Raw genomic sequence first — 21,694 nt, forward strand, 5'->3', positions numbered from 1 at the left:
AGCCTTACCGCTCTTCCCCTATTTTGTATCTGGAGTCCATACATGGAAAACCTGGATGCGCTGGTCTCTCAAGCATTGGAGGCTGTGCGACACACCGAAGACGTCAATGCCCTGGAGCAGATCCGGGTTCACTACCTCGGCAAGAAAGGCGAACTGACCCAGGTGATGAAGACCCTGGGCGACCTGCCGGCCGAAGAGCGGCCGAAGGTCGGCGCGCTGATCAACGTGGCCAAGGAAAAGGTCCAGGATGCTCTGAACGCGCGTAAGACCGAGCTGGAAGGGGCCGCGCTGGCCGCCCGGCTGGCCGCGGAGCGCATCGATGTCACCCTGCCTGGTCGTGGCCAGCTGAGCGGCGGCCTGCATCCGGTCACCCGCACGCTGGAGCGCATCGAGCAGTGCTTCAGCCGCATCGGCTACGAAGTCGCCGAAGGCCCGGAAGTCGAAGACGACTACCACAACTTCGAAGCGCTCAATATTCCGGGCCACCACCCGGCGCGTGCCATGCACGATACTTTCTATTTCAATGCGAACATGCTGCTGCGTACCCACACCTCACCGGTGCAGGTGCGGACCATGGAGTCTCAGCAGCCGCCGATCCGCATTGTCTGCCCGGGGCGCGTCTACCGCTGCGACTCCGACCTGACCCACTCGCCGATGTTCCACCAGGTGGAAGGCCTGCTGGTGGACGAGGGCGTCAGCTTCGCCGACCTCAAGGGCACCATCGAGGAATTCCTCCGCGCCTTCTTCGAGAAGCAGCTCGAAGTGCGCTTCCGTCCGTCCTTCTTCCCCTTCACCGAGCCGTCGGCCGAAGTGGACATCCAGTGCGTGATCTGCAGCGGCAACGGCTGCCGCGTGTGCAAGCAGACCGGCTGGCTGGAAGTCATGGGTTGCGGCATGGTGCACCCGAACGTGCTGCGCATGTCCAACATCGATCCCGAGAAATTCCAGGGCTTCGCCTTCGGCATGGGCGCCGAGCGCCTGGCCATGCTGCGCTACGGGGTGAACGACCTGCGTCTGTTCTTCGATAGCGATCTGCGCTTCCTCGGACAATTCCGCTAGGCCAGAACGCAACCGGATTCCTTAGGAGAACAGGATGAAATTCAGTGAAAAGTGGCTGCGGAGCTGGGCAAATCCGCAGGTTTCCCATGACGAGCTGGTCGCTCGCCTGTCCATGGTCGGCCTCGAGGTCGACGCCGACCTGCCGGTCGCCGGCGCCTTCAGCGGCGTGGTGGTCGGCGAGGTGCTCTCGACCGAACAGCATCCGGACGCCGACAAGCTGCGCGTCTGCCAGGTCAGCAACGGCAGCGAGACCTTCCAGGTCGTCTGCGGCGCGCCCAACGTGCGCGCGGGCCTGAAGATTCCCTTCGCCATGATCGGCGCCGAACTGCCGGGCGACTTCAAGATCAAGAAAGCCAAGCTGCGTGGCGTCGAGTCCTTCGGCATGCTCTGCTCGGCCAAGGAATTGCAGATCAGCGAAGAGAACGCCGGTCTGCTCGAGCTGCCGGCTGACGCGCCGGTCGGCCAGGACGTCCGCACCTACCTGGAGCTGGACGACTACACCATCGAGGTCGGCCTGACCCCGAACCGCGGTGACTGCCTGTCGCTCGCCGGCCTGGCCCGCGAAGTCAGCGCCATCTACGACGTACCGCTGGCGCCGGTGGCGGTGGATGCGGTCGCCGCGCAGCACGACGAGACCCGTCCGGTCGAACTCGCCGCGCCGGCCGCCTGCCCGCGTTATCTCGGCCGGGTGATCCGCAACGTCGACCTGAGCCGGCCGACCCCGTTGTGGATGGTCGAGCGCCTGCGCCGTTCCGACATCCGCAGCATCGACCCGGTGGTCGACGTCACCAACTACGTGATGATCGAACTGGGCCAGCCGATGCATGCCTTCGACCTTGCCGAGATCAACGGCGGCGTGCGCGTGCGCATGGCCGAGGACGGCGAGAAGCTGGTCCTGCTCGACGGCCAGGAAATCACCCTGCGTGCCGACACCCTGGTGATCGCCGACCACCAGCGCGCCCTGGCCATCGCCGGGGTGATGGGTGGTGAGCACAGCGGCGTCAGCGACAGCACCCGCGACCTGTTCCTCGAAGCCGCGTTCTTCGACACCATCGCCCTGGCCGGCAAGGCTCGCTCCTATGGCCTGCACACCGACTCCTCGCACCGCTTCGAGCGCGGCGTCGACAGCCAGCTGGCGCGCAAGGCCATGGAGCGCGCGACGCGCCTGATCCTCGACATCGTCGGCGGTGAACCGGGGCCGATCGTCGAGCAGGCCAGCGAAGCGCACCTGCCGAAGGTCGCGCCGATCACACTGCGCGCCGAGCGCGTGACCCAGATGCTCGGCATGCCGCTGGACGCCGCCGAGATCGTGCGCCTGCTGCAAGCCCTGGAGCTGACGGTGGTAGCCGACGGGGAAGGGCAGTGGTCGGTCGGCGTACCGAGCCATCGCTTCGACATTTCCCTGGAAGTCGACCTGATCGAGGAACTGGCCCGTCTCTACGGCTACAACCGCCTGCCGGTGCGCTACCCGCAGGCGCGCCTGGCGCCGAACAACAAGCCGGAAGCGCGCGCCGCGCTGCCGCTGCTGCGGCGCCTGCTGGTCGCCCGCGGCTACCAGGAAGCGATCACCTTCAGCTTCATCGATCCGGTCCTGTTCGAACTGTTCGATCCGGGCACCCAGCCGCTGACCCTGGCCAACCCGATCTCCGCCGACATGGCGGCGATGCGTTCCAGCCTCTGGCCGGGCCTGGTCAAGGCGCTGCAGCACAACCTCAACCGCCAGCAGTCGCGGGTCCGCCTGTTCGAAAGCGGCCTGCGCTTCGTCGGTCAACTGGAAGGCCTGAAGCAGGAAGCCATGTTCGCCGGCGCCATCTGCGGCAAGCGCCTGCCGGAAGGCTGGGCCAACGGCCGTGACGGCGTGGACTTCTTCGACGCCAAGGCCGATGTCGAGGCAGTGCTGGCCAGTGCCGGTGCCCTCGGCGACTTCAGCTTCGTGCCCGGCGAGCACCCGGCGCTGCACCCGGGGCAGACCGCGCGCATCGAGCGGGACGGGCGGCTGGTCGGCTACCTGGGCGCGCTGCATCCGGAACTGGCGAAGAAACTCGACCTCGAGCAGCCGGTGTTCCTCTTCGAGCTGCTGTTGGCCGAAGTGGTCGACGGTCACCTGCCGAAGTTCCGCGAGCTGTCGCGCTTCCCCGAAGTGCGTCGCGACCTGGCGCTGCTGGTGGACCAGGACGTGCCGGCACAAGACATCCTGACACAAATCCGTGCGGCGGCCGGCGAATGGCTGACGGACCTCAGGCTGTTTGATGTGTATCACGGTAAAGGCATTGATCCGCATAGAAAAAGCCTTGCCGTCGGCTTGACCTGGCAGCATCCATCGCGCACTCTTAATGACGATGAAGTCAATAGCACGACGCAGAACATCGTCACGTCGTTGGAAGAAAGGTTCAATGCCACGTTAAGGAAATAGCGTATGGGGGCTCTGACGAAAGCTGAAATTGCGGAACGTCTGTACGAAGAGCTGGGCCTGAACAAACGGGAAGCCAAGGAGTTGGTGGAGCTGTTCTTCGAAGAGATCCGCCAGGCGCTGGAGCATAACGAGCAGGTCAAGCTGTCCGGTTTCGGCAACTTCGACCTGCGCGACAAGCGCCAGCGCCCCGGACGCAACCCGAAGACCGGCGAAGAAATCCCGATCACGGCCCGCCGCGTTGTCACCTTTCGTCCAGGGCAGAAACTGAAGGCCAGGGTTGAGGCATATGCTGGAACCAAGTCATAACGACGAGCTGCCACCGATTCCCGGCAAGCGCTACTTCACCATCGGCGAAGTCAGCGACTTGTGCGCGGTCAAGCCCCACGTGCTGCGCTACTGGGAGCAGGAGTTCCCGCAGCTCAACCCGGTGAAGCGCCGCGGAAATCGCCGCTATTATCAGCGCCAGGACGTGCTGATGATCCGCCAGATCCGCGCGCTCCTCTACGACCAGGGCTTCACCATCGGCGGGGCGCGCCAGCGCCTCTCCGGCGACGAGGCCAAGGACGACGTCACCCAGTACAAGCAGCTCATCCGCCAGATGATCGCCGAGCTGGAGGAAGTCCTGCTGGTCCTGAAGAAGTGACGGAAGCAAAAAAAACTTCCACTTATCAGAAGCTTAGTATATAGTGCGGCTCACTTCGGAAGCACAGCCACTGAGCTCGGAAGTACAGTCGGGGCGTAGCGCAGCCTGGTAGCGCACTTGCATGGGGTGCAAGGGGTCGAGTGTTCGAATCACTCCGTCCCGACCAAAAATCCCTAGAAAATCCAGTCACTTAGCGGTGACTGGATTTTTTTATGCCTGATGCTTTTGTGGTACATCTGAATTTTGCCCCACTTTTTGCCCCACCCGAGATTTTGGAGTGCTATCAGCCTTCTTTTGATGGTGAGTTGGCACCTTCAAGCATTGGCTGGGGGCGATGCATTTGCCGACTGGCTCAGGTGGCGAGGCCATGGAGGTAATCGGATTGCTGTGCAGACAGGCAGCAACACTCCGCTCTTTGGCAGAGCGAGTGTATCTTTCCATTCTCCGCTCTTCGCGACATGCAGACATCGCTCAGAAGCGGCCGCTCGGATGTGTCTACGAAACTAGGGTCGATTCAGATTTTCCCAGCTCTCAACCGGAAATGGCGTGAATCGAATGGCGCTATCTGCAGACCCTTGAGCGGCTGGTGGGGTACTCTCGCCAGGAAGTCCGTTTTACTTTCATCTAAGGAGGGGGTATGGCTCAGCAAGCTCAAGCTGTCAGAGGTAGTCAAAAACTGATTCGGGGTCTGAAGGAGCAGCTTGATCTATCTGCAGTGAATCGTGCGGAAGCGGCCAACGAGATTACCGCCAACCAAGCGTTGAGGTTGCGCAAATGGATAAACGCAGTATTGGATGTCCGAGAAAACCCCGTCACCACTTCGCTCGTACAGGATGCACATGGGCAGTTTATCGGCGAGGTGACTCAACTCGCTGATGGAAAACAGTGGCTTGCCCAGGGGTATGGGAAGACCTGGCCTACAGGAGAAGCTTTTGATGATGTGCAGCAAGCGATTGCCTATGTGCGAGGGATCGCAGCGGCTCAGTAAGCAGGTATTATCACCAGTGCTGTGATGACGCTTGAGTTCATCGTAAGACCGCTGCTAACATTCGAGGGCGCCCCGGCAGGCGTATGACACCCGTCTTTAAAGCTGGTAACGGCACTGCCTTGCTAAACGACCGACCGTGAATTCAATCGGTCTGTTGTAGCGGAGACGGGTGACGCTGCGTGATAGGCCGGGAGACGTTCATGGTTACCCTCGCTACTCCTCCGTCCACTATCGACGGTATCAAGCGCCTGGCAAAGGCCATCAAGCGCGAACTTGGTATTACCCACTACGAAGCTCTCGAAGTAGCCGCCCACAAGGCAGGCTTCCAGAACTTCCTGCACGCTAAACGCGCAATTGCCAAGACTGCCCATCAAAGTCATACCGCCTATGTGACTGTGTACTGGCGTGATCTCGGATCTGGCGTAGCTTCCGCCGGGCGATACACCGTAGAGGTTCGCCTCAAGCACCCCCTTCCCGAGCTGCTTGCTGGCGGTCCACGGGTCGGTGGCCCTTACCTGAGAAAGTTTAAGCTCGAGGCACCCGATCACCTCGAAATGCGTACGGATGCACCCAGCCAGATCAGTGCAATGCAGTACCTGGATCAAGCCAGTGCTGCTCTGCTCTTCATGAGCGCCACTGGCCTTGTGAGAGTGTTCCGGCGAGAAAACGTCGAGGCTATGAATGGGTTGGAAAAGGTGCCCAAGGCCGATCACATGACTGGCTGGGAGGATCCCAAAACCGGTGATTGGTTACTGCTGGATGAGCCCTACATTTCGCCGATCGACGGGTTCAGGAAGGACTGGCTGCAGGCACACGGACTGTATCAAGTGGCGCCAAGTTGGCCGGGACTCTACTACCCCGGCCTAGCAGTGCCATACCTGATTTCACCTAGTCAGGATCTGCTCGCAAAGGTACAAGCCCAGGTCGAAGAAATTCCTGATAGCTTTTATCCCAAGGGCATGCCTCAGGAAATGCCTTACGACTCTAAGTTTATTAGCCCAGCCCGCGTCGCCTCCGGAAAGCCTTGGAGATCTCGCGAAATGCCAGTTACCGGCGTTAGAAATGGCGCGATAGCGTATGGCGGCGCACCCGGCGTTCGCTCTAGATGGCGCCCGGCGCGGAGCGTACCACTGGAGATGCACACAACTATTGGGCCTATCCTGCATAAGCTCTGCAACAGTTCTTCTCGTGCCGCTGGCATTACATCAAGGATTTACGAGAAGTTGAATCAAGTGCGATCGCGCCTCGAGGATTGGGCTTACATGGAGCATCCCGAAGGCATTACGGCAGAGGTCGACGCCAAGCTCTACTACGGACCAGCAGTTGATGGCTATAGCACTCCGCAAGACAGCCTCAAGGCCATAGAGACTGTCCGAGATCTGCTCCTTAAGGGGTATGGGGAGTGCAAGCCAAGAGCTCAGATGCTGGCCAAGGTTGAGTCTGCTGTCGCGGACCTTCAGAAAAAGGTAACCCATTAAGCGGTAGTTGCTCCGGCGTGGCCTGCCTTACTCTACGGGGAGGCCATTGTCGGCGCTGTAGATGCTTACCAAAGCTAACGGGGTAGGTTGGCTACATGCTGTTGAGCTGCGCTTTGGCCTGAATCTTTTTTGCGGATTCGGCGGCATTCTGATGACGAGAGGTGAAGTTTTCCTCATCCGTCAGGCGCGACTTCGCGCAAACCGGTGTACTCAGGATCTGCGTGAGTAAGCTGCCGAAAGGCTCCTGCCGCTGCGAGGTCAATTGCCCCATCTAAGTGCTGCGTGATGGCATAATGAAATTGCATTTTATCTAGGGACCGGACATGCCTCCTATACACCCTGATCATCCGCCATACATTCCCATCATCAAATGGCAGAACGCCGAGACAAAAGTCCTAGAAGCGATCGAGGATGATCCTGGTCTTGTGGATCGTGTTTGGCCCTGCATTGAGGTTCGCGGGGTAACCCATCACGATCTTCTGATGTCTGAGGTGTATCACTCCTGGAAGGGCACAGTTCTTGTGGATTACTCTGACCCAACCGGTCGGTTGAGCCTGCATCGGATGCCGGTATTTGAATCGTTTCTCTCGGTAGCTGGAAACAAGAACTACCCAATCATTCCTGTCATTGACTCCCGCGATGCCGCTCAGCTGAGCAGCAAAATGCAGCAGCTGCTGGCTACGTTCACATCTGTCGTCGTGCGCCTACGGCTTGATGGCCTACGTGTTACTCAAGCGCAATTCGACAGCACAGTAGAGGCTTGCAAGAACCTTCTACTCCTGGGGGGGAGTCCACGGCTAATGGTCGATTTGGGAGAGTGCCCGTCCACACGGTTGCCCCGGGAGTTGGAGGCTTTCGCAGCGGCACTTCGCGGTCTGAAGGAGCTAGGGTTTGTGACAGTTCACGTGGCCTCTGGAGCTTACCCAGAGAGCCTGGTCGACGTTACAGCCATGGCCGAGTGCGAGAGGCACGACTGGACTCTCTGGAAGGAGCTCAACGCCATGGCCCCGGAACTGCTGTTGGGATACTCCGATTACGGTATCTTGTCGCCGAAATGGACCGAAGAGATTCTGAAGAAAATTGCGAAGAAAGTGGTGCTTCGGTACACGCGCGACAAGGACTGGCTGATCCTAAAGGCGGCGGGTAAGAAGAAGGAAGACTCGATCAACCTGTCAGTCATTTTGGTAACGACTTACGCTGCAGACTTCCGGGGAGCTGATTTCTCTCTAGGAGATAGGCAAATGGCTATTCGAGCGGACAGCAAGGTGCCCTATCGAGAGAAGAAAGCCGGGCCTTTAGCCCACATCGTGGAGGCCTGGATTCACCACATTGCCTACGTGCTTAAGAAGCAGTACTGAAGAGATCCAGGGGCCCTTCTTCCACTGGAGCCTCACCCCGTTTCAAGAGGCAGCTTCGCACGGTGTGCCTCAGCTCATCGAGCGTCAGTAGCTCAGCGAGGCGTTCCTGCAGCATGTACAGGCTTTTGCTACGCCAGCCTCGCGCAATTCCCAGGCTTCCAAGTACCGATAGACACTCTTCTCGACGAAGCACGGTGGCTAGAACATCTGGCTCTTGGCCTTTGTTTGGCTTGGCAACTCGCACTTGCTTGAACCCGGCATGCTCATGCTCAGGAACCAGCAAAATGCCCCACCAATTGGGGAGAATCGGCAATGCTTTCTTGAGATGCCGCTCAGTCGTCACGAGTGTCACGTGGTCGAAGACGCGAGCATAGCGTGACCCTTGTCCGAGTAATCGCTTGAGCGAGTCTCCCTCGCTCTTGATCTCGTAGCAGTGAAGGTCATACGCGTCGACGATATCTGCCCTGACCTCGCCTCCATTGAGCTGTAGCTCCTCAAGGAGCATGTTCGGCACGCCGCCGCGAACACAGTCCAGATGGTGTGCTAACGCTCGTTTGATTTCTGCCTCACGCATCGTCCATGTCCTAATAGATAAAAGCCCCCGTCGGACAGCCGCGTAGTCTAACGCATGGGGCTGATGGCCGTCTGATCATTTGTCGCATTTTAATCTATGCGAATATGCTACATTTTAGCAGATGATTAGCATAAAGACTCCCCAGCAGCTGCAACATGAACTCCGTCAGTTTTTTGAGCGCGGAGGTCATGTGTCTAGCTCAAGTATTGCAAGGCTTACACGGATGCCGCAGTCGCAGATCTATCGGAATCTTTTTGGCCGCCCGAAGCGCGTCAGCGCTACTCTAAGAGACCTATGCAGATATGCATCTATATCTCTCGAGTGTGAGCAGCCTGATCCTCGCTCCTCGGCTATTTTGATGGACGCATTAGGGGCAGTTTGGGATGGTTCAGAGCTGCACGCCAGGCGCCTCGCTGAGCTCCTAATTGCCCATCGGAAGGCGTGTCTGTGACAATGAGCGATGACGTAGAGGTAGGTGAAGCCATGGAAGACGCTTCGATCCCAGTGACAGTCAAATCTGCTTTCGACAGCCTGAAAGCAGCGGGATACCCGCGGACCTACGTCGAGAAGCTCTTGCCCGACTGGTGGGACAACAGTCTTTTCAAAACCACCGCCGGCGCCCTGCAGTTCGCGTTGATCCTGAAGCAGCGCCTGGGTCTTGAAGCAAGCTTTGGCCAGGATGGCCACCTGCAGCTTCAACCGGACTCCCGCCACATCAGATTCAAGCGACGCTCAGATACCAAAGACTCGGAGCTTGCCGTTGCGGCCAGCCTCGGTACGGCCATCGCGAAGCTGGCAATGTTCTGCACCCTAAAGCCTTACGTCCCGCTGGCAGATGATATCCCCACCTTGCGCCGAGAGATCCTCGCCAGCACCGGAGCTTCCCATGTCAATTTTGACGGGCTGCTCAATCTCTGCTGGGATCACGGAGTTCCCGTGCTCTATCTCAAGGAGCTGCCGAGAGCGACTAAGCGAATTACAGGCATGGCCTTGAGCATCAGCGGGCGACCCGCAATTGTCCTGGGCTTCGCAAGCCCCCAGCATTCGAGGCAGCTATTCGTGCTCGCACACGAGCTTGGGCACATTCTTCGCGGGCATCTGGGTGAGGATGGCGTGCTGATCGATGAGGACATCGCTGAGATCGCAGACACCCTCATTGATATGAAGACCCAGCGCAAAGACACCGAGGAACGCGAAGCAGATACCTTCGCCCTAGCTCTTATCAGAAATGAGTACCTCAATCCTTTGGCGGCAATGGGCCGGCTGAACTCACCAACCGCTTTGGCGGCGAGAGCTGCTGTGCTTGGCAAAGAGTTGGGCATCGAGGCTGGCCATCTGATCCTCTCGTATGCCAAAGAGCACAACGAGTGGGCTCGGGCAAATCAAGCGCTGGAGTACAGCCCGTCCCAGAAAAGTGCCATCGACGTGATCGGAATGCACTTTCGAAAAGGAGTGGAGTTAGAGGCCTTGAGCCAAGAGAACCAGGAGTACCTCCTGTCAGTCCAGGGATTCGGAGAGTGACGCGCCTTGTACCTCCTCGACAGTGACGTTGCACGCAAGCTCTGCCAGTACCAGCTCGTCCACGAACTGGCTCGTGCCCTAAAGTGCCCCCTGGCTGGGTTTGCGGTGCTGCCGCAGCTTGCGTTTCAGCTGAGGCTTAGGGATCCCCATGCCGCACTGAAAAAGCTCGGCTCCGTAGAGGCCGTTACGCTGGCCACAGAGTTGGTGAGCCTTGCAAATGTTGTGGAGCTGAAGGTCGAGCAATCTAACTACGCGTTAAACATTGAGCGACCGGACATCGATTCCGGCGAGGCAGTCCTATTCGCCGCGCTTCACCAGAGTGATCAGGACAGTTTGCTCAGTGGGGACAAAAGAGCCTTCGTAGCGTTATCTAAGATCAATGACGAGCTAGTCGCCGGCTGCATGTGGGCGCGCATGATCTGTCTAGAGGAGGCGATCATGATCATCCTGAAAGGGGAGTCCTTCGAGCTTGTATCCACAAAAATACGGGCGAGGACTGATGTAGATAGCGCATTGAGCTCGACCTTCGGACGATCTCAAGCCTTGGCACAAGAAGGCGTCATCGAGGCTCTATCGAGCTATGTCAGGGCCCTTGAGCGTGACACGGATGGCAAATGGGTGACTCTCTGCGTGAAACATCCCCACTGCTCTACGGGTGCTACAACCTAAGTCCTGGCTGTTATTTTGCTCCGAATCAGGTGAGTGATAGCTGCTAGCCAACAAGCTAAGAAAGACTGCCACCTGGCTTCAGATGCTGGCGAAGGAGGACAAGGGTAAGCGTCCGGCCAACACACCTCCCCGGTTCTTCCAGCTAGCGGCATGGTGTCCACCTGTTTTGGGTGGACACCATTTCAAGCCCCTAGTGGAGGATCTCCCGTGCCAGGCCAACGCCGCTCCTATCCAAAATCCTTCAAGGCCCAGGTCGTCGATGAGTGTATCCAGCCCGGCGCCTCGGTTGCCGGTGTGGCCTTGAGTCATGGCCTCAACGCTAATCTCGTGCACAAGTGGATTCGCCGCCAGCAGGCGCAGTTGCCCGCTGCATCTTCAAGTTTTATTCCGATTCCTCTCGTCCCGAGCCTGCCGGCTACTCTGAATGCGGCCGACATGGCCATCCAGATCGCCATCCCCCATCGGGCCGGCAAGCTGTCGGTGCAGTGGCCGGGCAACGACCCTGAAGGCTGCGCCCGCTTCCTGCGCGAGCTGCTGAGGTGATCCGCATCGAGCGCATCTGGCTCGCCACCGAGCCGCTGGACATGCGCGCCGGCACCGAAACAGCGTTGGCCCGGGTGGTGCAGGTGTTCGGTGCGGCACAGCCGCCCTGTGCCTACCTCTTCACCAACAAGCGCGCCAACCGGGTAAAGGTGCTGGTGCACGATGGCTTCGGCATCTGGCTGGCCGCTCGGAGGCTGAATAGGGGGCGCTTCGTCTGGTCGGGGAATTGGCAGGGACAGCAGTTGGAGCTCAGCCCCGAGCAGTTGCAGGCCCTGGTGGTCGGCCTGCCTTGGCAGCGTCTTGGGCCTGATGCCGAGATCAGGCTCCTGTAGCCGGGGTGCAATTAGGCCAATGGCCTATCGCCGAGGGGGGCCAGAAATCCTCACACTCGGCGCCATGGATTCTGCCGCTTTCGATCATCTGACGCCTGAGCAACTGCGCCAACTGGCCGCGCAGTTGAGTCAGCGCGTCGATCATCTGGAAACGCTCAACCAGCGCTGAACCACGAACTCGCCGTGCTGCGACGCCACCGCTTCGCCCGTCGTAGCGAGCAGCTCAATGCCGACCAGCTCAACCTGCTGGAAGAGATGATCGATGCCGACATCGCCACCATCGAGGCAGAGCTTGAAGCGGCACGCCCGGTCCCTGCCAAGCGCGAGCTACGGCAGCAGCCCAAGCGGGCGCCTCTGCCGGCCGAGCTGCCGCGCACACTGATACTTCACGAGCCGGACAGCACCCAATGTGCCTGCGGCTGCCAACTCAAGCGCATCGGCGAAGACGTCAGCGAGAAGCTCGACTACACCCCAGGCTCCTTCACCGTAGAGCGGCATATCCGTGGCAAGTGGGTCTGCGCCAAGTGTGAAATATTGATCCAGGCCCCAGTGCCTGCGCAGGTGATCGACAAGGGCATCCCGACTGCCGGGCTACTGGCTCAGGTCATGGTGGCCAAGTTCGCCGATCACCTGCCGCTGTACCGCCAGGAAAAGATCTTCGCCCGCGCCGGGCTGGCCATCGCGCGCTCCACGCTGGCGCAATGGGTCGGCGCTTGCGGTGTCCAACTGCAACCCCTGGTCGATGCCCTGCGCGACTGCCTGCTTCGGCAGGACGTCATCCTCGCGGACGAAACCCCAGTGCAGATGCTTGCCCCAGGCACGAAAAAGACCCAGCGGGCTTACGTCTGGGCCTATGCACCCAGCCCCTTCGCCGACCTCAAGGCCGTGGTCTATGACTTCAGGCCGAGCCGGGCCGGTGAGCACGTGCGCAGCTTCCTGGGCGACTGGCAAGGCAAGCTGGTCTGCGACGACTTCGCTGGCTACAAGGCCAGTTTCGAGCAAGGCATCACCGAAATCGGTTGCATGGCCCACGCCCGCCGCAAGTTCTTCGATCTGCATGTCGCCAACCAGAGCCAACTGGCCGAGTAGGCCCTCCAGTACATCGGCCAGTTGTACGAGGTGGAGCGCGAAGGGCGAGAGCTGCTCGCCGAACATCGACGGCAACTGCGCCAGGACAAAGCCAGGCCGATCATCGATGGCCTGCATGGCTGGATGCTTGGGCAGCGGCAGAAGGTGCCGGAAGGTTGCGCGATCGCCAAGGCACTCGACTACAGCCTCAAGCGCTGGGCAGCGTTGGTGCGTTACCTGGATGACGGCAACTTACCCATCGACAACAACTGGATCGAGAACCAGATCCGTCCCTGGGCCTTGGGGCGCTCCAACTGGCTGTTTGCCGGCTCACTGCGCAGTGGCCAACGTGGCGCAGCTTTGATGACGCTGATCCAGTCAGCCCGCCTGAACGGGCACGATCCGTACGCCTACCTGAAGGACGTGCTCATGCGCCTGCCGACGCAGAAGGCCAGCGCCCTGATCGAGCTGCTGCCGCATAACTGGGTACCCGCCGGCAAGGTGTGATGCCCGTTCGCTTACATTTCGCGAGCGCTTGCTGCTGGCCAGTCGATTCGGCAGATACCACCTTCTACGGTGGCTACTACGGCGACCCGCGCAACGTGATGCTGACCACCCAGTATCGCTTCTGAGGCAGTGCCGCTCCCCGCAGACGGGCGCTTACCCGATCTGCGGGGAACAGGCTGAGCCGGGCTGGCAGGTCTCCCCGGCATCGATGGTGCGGGCAAGGCCCGCCAGCGTGGCCAGGTCTTCCAGCGGCAACTGCTCAGAAGTGGTAGTTCAGCGTCGTCATGAGGTTGCGCGGCGCGCCATAGACACTCCAGCTATCGGCGTAGCTGTAGTAGGTGCGGTCGAACAGGTTGTTGACGTTGACTGCGACGTCCAACTGGTTGGTGACCGCGAAGCGAGCCATCACATTGACCAGGGCATAGCTACCTTGCTCGAAGGTATGCAGGTCCTGGCCAATCTTGCTCTGCCAATACACCCCGCCACCGAGGGTCAGGCGATTCCAGGCGCCAGGCAGGCGGTAGCTGGTGAAGGTCTTCAGGCTGTGCCGCGGGATGTTGGTGACGATGCGCTCATCATCCTGATCACGGCTGACGCTGTAAGCATACCCTGCGGAGGCGTTCCAGCCATCGGCCAGCTCACCGTTCATTTCCAGTTCCAGGCCTTCGGTGGTGGTGCCCTTTTCCGGGTAATAGGTATCGAACTGACCTGCGTATACCGCGAGGTTGTCCTGCTCGATGCGGAACAGCGCGAGGCTGGCGTTCAGGCGTCCATCCAGTGGCGCAGCCTTGATACCCACTTCGTAGCCTGTACCTTCCTGCGGGTCCAGCGGTTTGCCGTCCAGCCCCTTGATGCCATAGGCCTGCGGGTTAAAGATTTTCGTGTAGCTGGCGTACGCCGACCAGGTGTCGTTCAGGTCATACACCAGCCCGGCATAGGGCAGGAATACGCCATGGCGATTCTCTTCGTTACTGGTGGGCGTGCCCTCGTAAGGAGTGTTGTCGCTGCTGCGTTTCCAGTCGGTGACGCGGCCGCCCAGCAGCAACTTGAGGTCATCGCGCAGGTTCCAGCGGCTGGTGGCGTAGGCGGCGTATTGGTTTTCCTCGATCAGGTTCTTGCCGATCGGGCTGGTGTCCGGTCGCGGTGCCGCGCCGGACCACTGGTGGATGTTGCCGATGCTGCCGTCGTAGCCGGTCCATGGGCCATACCAGCCGCCACGGTCCGGTGTGCTTTCGCGGTAACGCGACAGGGTGATGCCGGCGATCAGCTCGTGCTCGCGGCCGAGCAGGCTGAAGGGGCCGGTGAGGTAGGCGTCCAGGTTGTTTTCCCGCGGTGTTGCGGACCAGCGGTTGGGGTACAGGTAGGCGCCGGCGCCGGTCGCTTGATCGATTTCCCCATTCATGTAGTTGATCAGTTCGTCGAACTCGTACTCGGTGTGGCCAAGTTCCGCCTTGGCGCTCCAGCCATTGTCGAACTGGTGTTCGAGCGAGACGAAGACATTGCTCTTGTTCACGTCGAAGTACGACCAGTCTGGCGAGCTGCTGGCAGAGCGGGAGAAGTCGGTCTTCTGGCCATTGGAGTAGAACGTCTGCAGACCGGTACGCAGAGGTGAGTCGGCCTGGTTCTTCTGCACGCTGAAGCCCGCCGTGAGCAGCGTGGCATCGTCCAGGTCGAACTCGGTGATGGCATAGACGAGCTGGTTGTGTGGCACGTGGGATACTTTGGCGCACACTCTCGTTCCTTTCAGCCAGCCTCTTTCTTCTGCCGTCGCCAGGTCTTTCTAGTGCTCACGCTCGCGCTGTCGGAACCGCTTAACGAAACCACCATCAATGAGCTTGTCTGCATCAAGATCAAGGGCGCAATTGATCAGCGACGCCAGGGTGTTATCAGACACACTGAAATTATTCGGAATGAAGCCGTGTTCTCTGACGCTGTTTTCCTTCATGCGGGCGAAGAATGCCCTCAGGAAATCGGAAAGTCCTGGGCGGCGACTTTCTGTGGCCGACGCAGTGGCGGGATCCTGCGCATAGACTTCTGTGTTTCGGGCATCTTCACCAATGGCTTCAACGACCGCGCTTAGTGGCGGCCAGTATTTCAGGTCGTACTGGTACCTCAGCGCATCCAAGCCTTCTTTTACATGCCATTCGAAAAGGTGATTGCCCTCCGACTCAGCGGCTAGCTCCAACGCATCGAGAGCGTGGTAGACGGTCTCGCAGCTGAAACCAGAGGTTTCCTTAATATCGTCGCGCCGGGTGAGCAGTTGGGCGAGATCCTCTGCCACCGCGGCGATCCGCGTGTTGATATCAATGAGCTCTTTGCGCGCATGTCGCGCTTCGCTCATCTTCTCCGGACTCCACGCCATGGGTGTCGAGGTGAACACGTCGAAGAATGACTCTAGGGCGCGATGGCGGTGGGCGAGAGAGTCATGGAGCTCCTCATAGGCATCGCTCAACTCGTGTCGACGAGCGAGCATGAGTTCAAGCACGCGATTAATGCTTGGCCAGATTTTATGTGCCTGGTTGTACTCCAAATTCGCCCGGAGAATCGCTTCGCATACTTGAACGGCTTGAGAGGGGGTGGCCATTGTTAGACTTACCTGATTGTGGAAGATGCGCCAAAACTAATGCGTAGTGATTCTCTCGTCGGTACCTGTAAGTAAAAAAATCTGAGGTCTGTAGGTACCTGATCCTTTCGTTACCACCCACGGGCCTCTCCATGTGCTCGGCTCGGCGATCCACGCAGCTGGTGGTGGATCGCCGAGCCGAGAGAGCCCCCCTGGTCTAGTTCACCTATAGAACCTTGAGCTGCACGCCGTAGGGGCACTGCTCCATTGAGATGCCTGTGCAGCAAATTGAGAGAGTGAGGTACTCGAGGTTGCGGGAAGCTGGCGCTTTGGCGTCCGGTCAGCATACAGGTCGAGAAATGTCCTCCTCGGAGGGGCTTGTTGCAAATCTACGATGTGCCGGACAGGCGCCGCGGCACAGTTGTACTGATATCGCCAGAGCTACTTTGATCGTACGTTATGCTCTTTGGCGAATCTCGGACGTCTGGCAGGCTGCGGCTTCGGTGGTTTGTACCGGCAGGCCGGGAAGTTTGAGCAAGTGAGGAAGTCTCCGTTCACACTTGATCTCGTGATGATGCTCCCGGTTTTGCACAGTGGGCAGGAAGGGCCCGGCGGTTCGAGCGGCGTAATCTTCACCTGCTCGTCTTTCTCTAGCTCTGTGAGGAATGTTGACACCTGGTTCGCCACGGTGAACATCGCAACAGACCTTCTGGCTCGAGTCAGAGCAACGTAGAACAGTCGTCGTTCCTCGCCCAGGTGATAGCTATCCCCCTGTGGCATTGCTATAGAAATGAGCGGGTCATCGGCTCTCGTGCTAGGGAAGCTTCTATTACGCTTCTGGCTAAGCATTGCAGGCAGGATCACATAGTCTGCCTCCGCGCCTTTTGAGCGGTGCATTGAAAGGAAGGAGAGCTCAATGAGGTCGCCGTACTGACTCTGCCAGTCTTTGGGAACGTACTCTTCGTCTTTGTTGTAGCGCCCAAGCACATACACCTTTATTTTGCCGCCTGCTTTCGGAGGGATGGTTCCTTCCGAGATTTGGCGCGCTAGGTTGAGCAGGTATTTTGCGACGGCTTTCTTCAAGGCTGCTGGTTCATTCACCTGATACGCGACGAGCTCAGTGCCTACCGCGGGTGTCACGGAGCTAACGTTCTTTGTGAGCTGAGCGGGGTTCTTGACCACAAATTGGCTCGAGGTGTCGCAGATCTTCTGGGGGCACCTGAAGGTCGTTTCCAGCTTTAGAATCTGGTCGCTGCCGAAGAACTCCCTAAACCGCGTCATGACTGACACGTCGGCGCCAGCAAAGCGATTGATTGATTGCCAGTCATCGCCGACCGCGAAGAAATGCCGACCGGGGGCCTTCACTAACGCCTTGCACAGACGTGCCCTTGCTTGGGATGCGTCTTGGAATTCATCTGCCATTACGAGCCGGTAGGGCGGGGAATAGGCTCCGTTTTCAACGTGCCTGGCTGCCATATTCAGCATGTCTTCAAAGTCGATTCCTTGCTCTGCTTTGAGGGCTTTGTCCCAGCCTTCCCATACAGGCGCGAGAATCTCAAGGAACTTCAGGTAGCGGTGCTGGAAGGCGGCGTGTGGCAGCTGCTGCACTCTGCCTAGAAGGTCGGATAGGGAGAGGCAGTTACTTTTGGCGTGGCGGATGAATGTCCGCATCAAGCTAAGCAGCTCGCTGTGATCAATTGGCGCTTGGCCCAGGCCAGATATGGGACGGCTGGGATTGGGGTCTAGGGTGACCCCTCTTTTGGTGAGCTCCTTAGTGAGGTGCTCCATCCAGGTGTTCTGGCGAATCTGGTGAGAGGTTGTTTCGATTAGGTGGGTACCTTTCTGCGCGTGAAGAGCGCGTTTCCAGTCCACACCACTCAGGTATTTCTTGAAGTGGGGAGGGGGTTGGCCGTTCCCATCCAGAGCAAAGTGCTCGTGGTATAGGTTGAGTGTGGGATAGAAAAAGTCCGGGTGATACTGGCGATGCTCAGCCGTTGCGGTGTCATGTGGGTAAGGCGGTTCGTACTCGTAGGGCACCCCGTTATAGAAGAGCCAGTTCGCAATCATGCACTCCTCCATGCTGCGAACATACTTACCGTCCAGAGTGTAGGTTCCATCTGGGCTAGCTTCTTGAGCTTTGCTGTCGACCTTGTTGTTGAAGTGGGGAATGTCGCGCCCGAACACTAGTCGAAATAGATCCCATCGGGTGCGAAATACTGGATCGCGATCTTTGAGCTGATCGACGATCAAGGCCATCTTCTCAAGCGATGGTTTGTCCTTGTGGGCCCAGTCTGGAACGTTTGGTTTTTTGTTCGTAGCCTTGCCGATGATATCGAGGCCAAGCTTGTGGAACGTCTTCGCATGGACCGAAATGTTGTCCATTCCCAGGCGTTTGAACGAGCGCTCTGCCCGTTCCGCAAGCTCTTCCGCAGCTGCTGCGTTGAACGCAAGCAGGATGATCTCACTAGGTAAGGCGATACCCCGATTTATGGCATAGGCGGCCTTGGCAACCATAATGGACGTCTTTCCTGACCCGGCAGAGGCGACGACCTGTACTCGATTGTCGAAGCAGATTACGGCTTTGGCCTGCTCTTCGGTGAGTGGTCGGCTTTCGACCTTCGAGAGGAGGGGAGCGCTAGCCTCCAGTTCGTTTTGGGTATGGGTTTGGTTGACTTCAGCCCACGTTGAAATCCAGTCCCTGCGCCAATTTTCTAGAGTGGACTCCGTATCCTGAAGACTGAGTTTCGCCAGTGCCCGGAGCTCTGTATTCGAGGCCAGTTCGTTTAGCTCGATATTGGACACCGAGAGGATTGGTCGGCGTGCGAGCAGTTCGCCCTGCTGTTCACGCGTGAACCAGCGGCGGTCTGCCTTTGCCTTCGCTAAGGCGGCTTCAATGGACTCAACCCAGTTGTTGATGTGCTTGATCGCTAACGCGTAGGTCGGAGCACGCTCAGCGAGCTGCACTCGGCGTTTCTCAGCTGCTGATTTTATGAGGTGGTTAAGGTGACCTGCATCGGACTTGGAAAGCCCGCCCAGGCGGCCATCAGCGCGCTCCACACTAGCCCAGAATAGCCCGAGGCGCACGCTGATCGGCGATGCATTGTTGGAAGGTGCCCCGACTGCTTTTCCGTCAATCTCAAGACTGACTTTGTGCCCGCTCACGCGCAGTTTCCAACGGGGCGATGCTGTAAAAAATCTGCCTACTGGCGAGGGGGTAAATGTGATTTCCGTTTCCACAATCGACTCCATAACTCGGCACTGTCTTCACTGCGAGCCAGTGCATGACCACTAAATGTGCAGCCATGAAGCATCTTTTAACTGAATACAGATTCGAAATCTAACCAGGGCAGGGGGAGGGAGGAGGTGGGTGGGGGTGGCCGAAGGTGCTCTCGCAGAGCGATGGGGCGCTCAATGTACTTGGAAGGTGGTGCGGTAAAATGTGGCCAGGACTCTAAGTCTGCTGACAGGGGGATGTCTGCCCGCCGGGCGCCCCCTCCTACCGCCAGTATTGCTCGACCATCCAAAGTGGCTTGCCGGCCATGAAAAGCTTGATCGCTTGGATGTGCGCCAGGTAGTCCTGCAGCTCGAAGTTCGTCCAGGCCGAGCACGCTTTCTGCGCTGCAGCGAAAGCGATCGTGGCATCAGTCGTTTTCTGGATGCGGAACTCGGCGTGAAGGCCTGCGAACAGGTCCCGGTCGAGCGGCGGATGCAACTTGGCCACCTTCGGGTGGGCTTCCTGCCCACCGCACACCAGCTTGGTCTTCAGGTAGATGTTGACCAGCTTCTGGGCCCTGCCGTAGTTGATCCCGAGAATCTGGTGCTGCGCTGCGTACTCGACGATCAACCGCATCCGCTCCAGCAGCCATGCATCCACATTCTCACCGATATCATCCGGGCCACGCACACTTTCCAGGCCGGCGACGCCAATCAGGCGCTGGGCCAGTGCTAGGTCGCCTCCTTTCAATTTTCGATTCCAGGCGCGGGAGGCAGTCCAGATTGCATAGCTGTGCTTGTGCTGATGAATGTCGTACATGGTGTGGCTTCCATTCCGAGGGATGGCGAATGCTATCAGAGCTTTCAGTAAGGACTGCCAATTCCAGGACTGCGACGCGACAACCTGCTCGGGCAGGCAATGGCACACGGGCCAGTGCAACGAATGTGCTCGGGAGCTCAGGCGTAGCCAGTTGCGTGGAGTGATCGTAAAGCCCGCGCTAGGCGTCGCTATCGTCGAAGCTGTCGAGCACTGTACTCTCTGCAACCTCCATACTCGGTCCCTGTTCCGCCTGCATCACGACATTGGGTTGACCATCATCGAGGATGGCCAATGGCGGAGATGGGAAGCGCGCCCGCGCTCAATGATCGGTCGGGTAGGGCTTGGCTGCGCCGGTACACCTAGTGGTATCACAGCCTCAGCGCGACGACGCGGTCCCGAAAACTTGGCGAATGTCGCCAAGCGTGCCCATCTCCCGCACCAGATCGAAGGCCAGCTGGGCTTCACTGGATTGCACCCTGGCAAAATTGCCAGCAAACGAAATCGCTGGAGCGCACCACTCGGCAGTCGGCGCCAGGCTGTGATGCCGACGGCAAGAGTACGGCCTTGCCGTATAGATTGAGCACGCCCCATTCACCAGAAATGGACATGGCTGTCCAATGAAGTTGCCGGGCGCACCGGCCACTTTCAGACGTTTCTTCTTCGTGACTTGCTCGATGAATTGAACCTCAACCTCGGAAATTGAGACCGCATAGTGGCAGCAGCTGGAGCAGCCTTTCTTACATGGCGTGGGAGCTATGTACTTGGCGAGGTCGTCCAGGAACTCATAGATGGCCGCCAGCCTCTTCAGGGGCGTAAGCTTTGATGCTTCCAACCTGCCTGTCAGGCCCGCCTCCTTCCTCAGGATGGTAGGTGAGAGGCTAGCGATGATGCGGGTGCAGTTTTTGCGTGCAAACTCTTGATCGTCTTGAAGACTCATCAGTACGGTCCCGACCTTGGTTACCAGTGATGTGCGGCTGTCTGCGCGGCCTGCACCTGTCCTTGCTTGGCCGCAATGAGCGATGCTGCAACTGGGGCCGTCGAACCATGGTATTGGATTGAGCAGCCCGAGCGAAGGCTTAGCCAGCCACGATCAGGCCCCGGCCCTGGTTGAACGCCTGCGAGTCTGCCCTTTGAGGAGGCGTTACCAGTGCTCGACCACATCGTAGAGTGGAGGCGAATCTATGGCACAGAGTAGAACGCCATCACCAAGGCTCTGACCAAGTTGGCGTGGGAGCTCGAGTACTGACGATGCGACCTGAGGGTGGAGATGGAAGCGGAAGACGGCCTGAACCCTGTATTTGATGCAGCTGCAGAGCTTGCAGAAAGGCATCTGCTCGGATGCTTGATGAACGATAACGACGCCTGGTGGGAAGCTGCCAAGGAGCTGAATCCTAGTGACTTCATGGGGTACATCCATTGCCGGATCTATCTCGCCATGGAAGAGCTAATGTGCATCGGCTCACCGTTCGACGTAGTGTCCATGGCTGAATACCTAGAAGGCGATGAGCGCTATCAAGAGGCGGGCGGCTTGCGCCTGATTGCTGAAATGGCGGCTGGTACCCCTACCCGTCGTCTGCAAGTGCCTGTACTGGCTCGCGTGATTCATGCCTACGGGCAGCTGCGATCATTCGCGGGCCCACCACAGCAACGCCGAATCGTGTGCAGTCTGCTGGCAGCTAAAGCCAACGGCTGGTTTCATGGTAGATCCTGGATTGTTACCGTAGAGGATATCGCCCGCAGCGGCCGAAAGATTCCTGGCGAGCTTTTGGGGCAACGGGTGTGCTACGTGTACGGAGAGAAGGCTGTTGCCTTGCTGTCAGAATGAGCTGAATTGAGTGCTGCGCGGCGTAAACGAGAAGCCCTGCCGTGAGGGTAGCGCTTCAAGACGCCGACGCAGGGGATTTCAACGATGTAGCCGAGTCCTTCGGCGACAGAGTTACTCTAG

General features: G+C 58.9%; 19 protein-coding genes, 1 tRNA gene and 1 pseudogene. 14 read left to right on the plus strand and 7 right to left on the minus strand.

The window, feature by feature from the left end:
• Positions 1-42: 42 nt before the first annotated feature.
• From pheS to HMPREF3014_RS11460, 7 genes are all read left to right on the plus strand, one after another.
• The gene (gene pheS, locus HMPREF3014_RS11430; RefSeq protein WP_023087195.1) at positions 43-1,059 is read left to right on the plus strand and encodes a phenylalanine--tRNA ligase subunit alpha; all 1,017 of its coding nucleotides are present in this window, start codon (positions 43-45) and stop codon (positions 1,057-1,059) included.
• A 34-nt stretch (positions 1,060-1,093) separates the two neighbouring features.
• Positions 1,094-3,472, plus strand: a complete 2,379-nt coding sequence (gene pheT, locus HMPREF3014_RS11435) for a phenylalanine--tRNA ligase subunit beta (protein ID WP_023087196.1) — start codon at positions 1,094-1,096, stop codon at positions 3,470-3,472.
• A 3-nt stretch (positions 3,473-3,475) separates the two neighbouring features.
• Complete coding sequence (ihfA, locus tag HMPREF3014_RS11440) at positions 3,476-3,778, plus strand: integration host factor subunit alpha (RefSeq protein WP_003090661.1); 303 nt, start codon at positions 3,476-3,478, stop codon at positions 3,776-3,778.
• Positions 3,759-4,115 (plus strand): MerR family transcriptional regulator, encoded by a 357-nt coding sequence (locus tag HMPREF3014_RS11445; protein ID WP_003090655.1) that lies wholly within the window; start codon positions 3,759-3,761, stop codon positions 4,113-4,115. Before ihfA ends, HMPREF3014_RS11445 begins: the two co-directional genes overlap by 20 nt.
• Positions 4,116-4,204: 89 nt before the next feature.
• A tRNA-Pro gene (locus tag HMPREF3014_RS11450) sits at positions 4,205-4,281 on the plus strand.
• 471 nt (positions 4,282-4,752) lie between these two features.
• Complete coding sequence (locus HMPREF3014_RS11455) at positions 4,753-5,103, plus strand: hypothetical protein (RefSeq protein ID WP_025982354.1); 351 nt, start codon at positions 4,753-4,755, stop codon at positions 5,101-5,103.
• A gap of 200 nt (positions 5,104-5,303) precedes the next feature.
• Entirely contained in the window at positions 5,304-6,581 is a 1,278-nt protein-coding gene (locus HMPREF3014_RS11460) for a DUF5623 domain-containing protein (RefSeq protein WP_023087197.1), read from the plus strand.
• Positions 6,582-6,672: 91 nt separating this feature from the next.
• On the opposite strand, the gene HMPREF3014_RS11465 is transcribed toward HMPREF3014_RS11460, so the two are convergent.
• Positions 6,673-6,852 carry a hypothetical protein gene (locus HMPREF3014_RS11465; protein ID WP_025982353.1) on the minus strand — a complete coding sequence of 60 codons (180 nt, stop codon included), beginning with the start codon at positions 6,850-6,852 and terminating at the stop codon, positions 6,673-6,675.
• A gap of 52 nt (positions 6,853-6,904) precedes the next feature.
• Here HMPREF3014_RS11465 and HMPREF3014_RS11470 point away from each other — a divergent pair, with 52 nt between their 5' ends.
• Positions 6,905-7,939 carry a beta family protein gene (locus HMPREF3014_RS11470; protein ID WP_071535077.1) on the plus strand — a complete coding sequence of 345 codons (1,035 nt, stop codon included), beginning with the start codon at positions 6,905-6,907 and terminating at the stop codon, positions 7,937-7,939.
• On the opposite strand, the gene HMPREF3014_RS11475 is transcribed toward HMPREF3014_RS11470, so the two are convergent.
• Complete coding sequence (locus tag HMPREF3014_RS11475; protein ID WP_049233375.1) at positions 7,923-8,513, minus strand: sce7726 family protein; 591 nt, start codon at positions 8,511-8,513, stop codon at positions 7,923-7,925. The genes HMPREF3014_RS11470 and HMPREF3014_RS11475 overlap by 17 nt on opposite strands.
• Positions 8,514-8,966: 453 nt before the next feature.
• On the opposite strand from HMPREF3014_RS11475, the gene HMPREF3014_RS11480 reads away from it, so the two are divergent.
• The 5 genes and pseudogenes from HMPREF3014_RS11480 (at position 8,967) to HMPREF3014_RS11500 (ending at position 13,153) form a co-directional block, all read left to right on the plus strand.
• A complete protein-coding gene (locus HMPREF3014_RS11480) occupies positions 8,967-10,034 on the plus strand; it encodes an ImmA/IrrE family metallo-endopeptidase (RefSeq protein WP_025982351.1) in 1,068 nt (355 codons plus the stop codon).
• A gap of 6 nt (positions 10,035-10,040) precedes the next feature.
• On the plus strand, positions 10,041-10,703 hold the full coding sequence (locus tag HMPREF3014_RS11485; protein WP_025982350.1) for a hypothetical protein: 663 nt from the start codon (positions 10,041-10,043) through the stop codon (positions 10,701-10,703).
• A gap of 207 nt (positions 10,704-10,910) precedes the next feature.
• Positions 10,911-11,246 carry an IS66-like element accessory protein TnpA gene (locus HMPREF3014_RS11490; protein ID WP_023087201.1) on the plus strand — a complete coding sequence of 112 codons (336 nt, stop codon included), beginning with the start codon at positions 10,911-10,913 and terminating at the stop codon, positions 11,244-11,246.
• Positions 11,243-11,578, plus strand: a complete 336-nt coding sequence (tnpB, locus tag HMPREF3014_RS11495) for an IS66 family insertion sequence element accessory protein TnpB (protein ID WP_009876688.1) — start codon at positions 11,243-11,245, stop codon at positions 11,576-11,578. The genes HMPREF3014_RS11490 and tnpB overlap by 4 nt, the downstream gene beginning before the upstream one ends.
• A gap of 64 nt (positions 11,579-11,642) precedes the next feature.
• Positions 11,643-13,153 (plus strand): annotated as a pseudogene (locus HMPREF3014_RS11500) (IS66 family transposase).
• 259 nt (positions 13,154-13,412) lie between these two features.
• On the opposite strand, the gene HMPREF3014_RS11505 reads toward HMPREF3014_RS11500, so the two are convergent.
• The 5 genes from HMPREF3014_RS11505 to HMPREF3014_RS11525 form a co-directional block, all read right to left on the minus strand.
• On the minus strand, positions 13,413-14,885 hold the full coding sequence (locus HMPREF3014_RS11505; RefSeq protein ID WP_023087204.1) for a TonB-dependent siderophore receptor: 1,473 nt from the start codon (positions 14,883-14,885) through the stop codon (positions 13,413-13,415).
• Between the two features lie 48 nt (positions 14,886-14,933).
• On the minus strand, positions 14,934-15,737 hold the full coding sequence (locus HMPREF3014_RS11510) for a hypothetical protein (protein ID WP_023087205.1): 804 nt from the start codon (positions 15,735-15,737) through the stop codon (positions 14,934-14,936).
• Positions 15,738-16,157: 420 nt separating this feature from the next.
• Positions 16,158-18,953 (minus strand): UvrD-helicase domain-containing protein, encoded by a 2,796-nt coding sequence (locus HMPREF3014_RS11515; RefSeq protein ID WP_023131471.1) that lies wholly within the window; start codon positions 18,951-18,953, stop codon positions 16,158-16,160.
• 259 nt (positions 18,954-19,212) lie between these two features.
• A complete protein-coding gene (locus HMPREF3014_RS11520) occupies positions 19,213-19,749 on the minus strand; it encodes a hypothetical protein (protein ID WP_023087207.1) in 537 nt (178 codons plus the stop codon).
• 376 nt (positions 19,750-20,125) lie between these two features.
• Entirely contained in the window at positions 20,126-20,686 is a 561-nt protein-coding gene (locus HMPREF3014_RS11525; RefSeq protein ID WP_049231824.1) for a YkgJ family cysteine cluster protein, read from the minus strand.
• A gap of 330 nt (positions 20,687-21,016) precedes the next feature.
• Here HMPREF3014_RS11525 and HMPREF3014_RS11530 point away from each other — a divergent pair, with 330 nt between their 5' ends.
• The gene (locus tag HMPREF3014_RS11530; protein WP_025982348.1) at positions 21,017-21,574 is read left to right on the plus strand and encodes a DnaB-like helicase N-terminal domain-containing protein; all 558 of its coding nucleotides are present in this window, start codon (positions 21,017-21,019) and stop codon (positions 21,572-21,574) included.
• Positions 21,575-21,694: the final 120 nt, after the last annotated feature.

It is taken from the genome of Pseudomonas sp. HMSC065H01 (assembly GCF_001815235.1).
Taxonomy (GTDB): Bacteria; Pseudomonadota; Gammaproteobacteria; order Pseudomonadales; family Pseudomonadaceae; genus Pseudomonas; species Pseudomonas aeruginosa.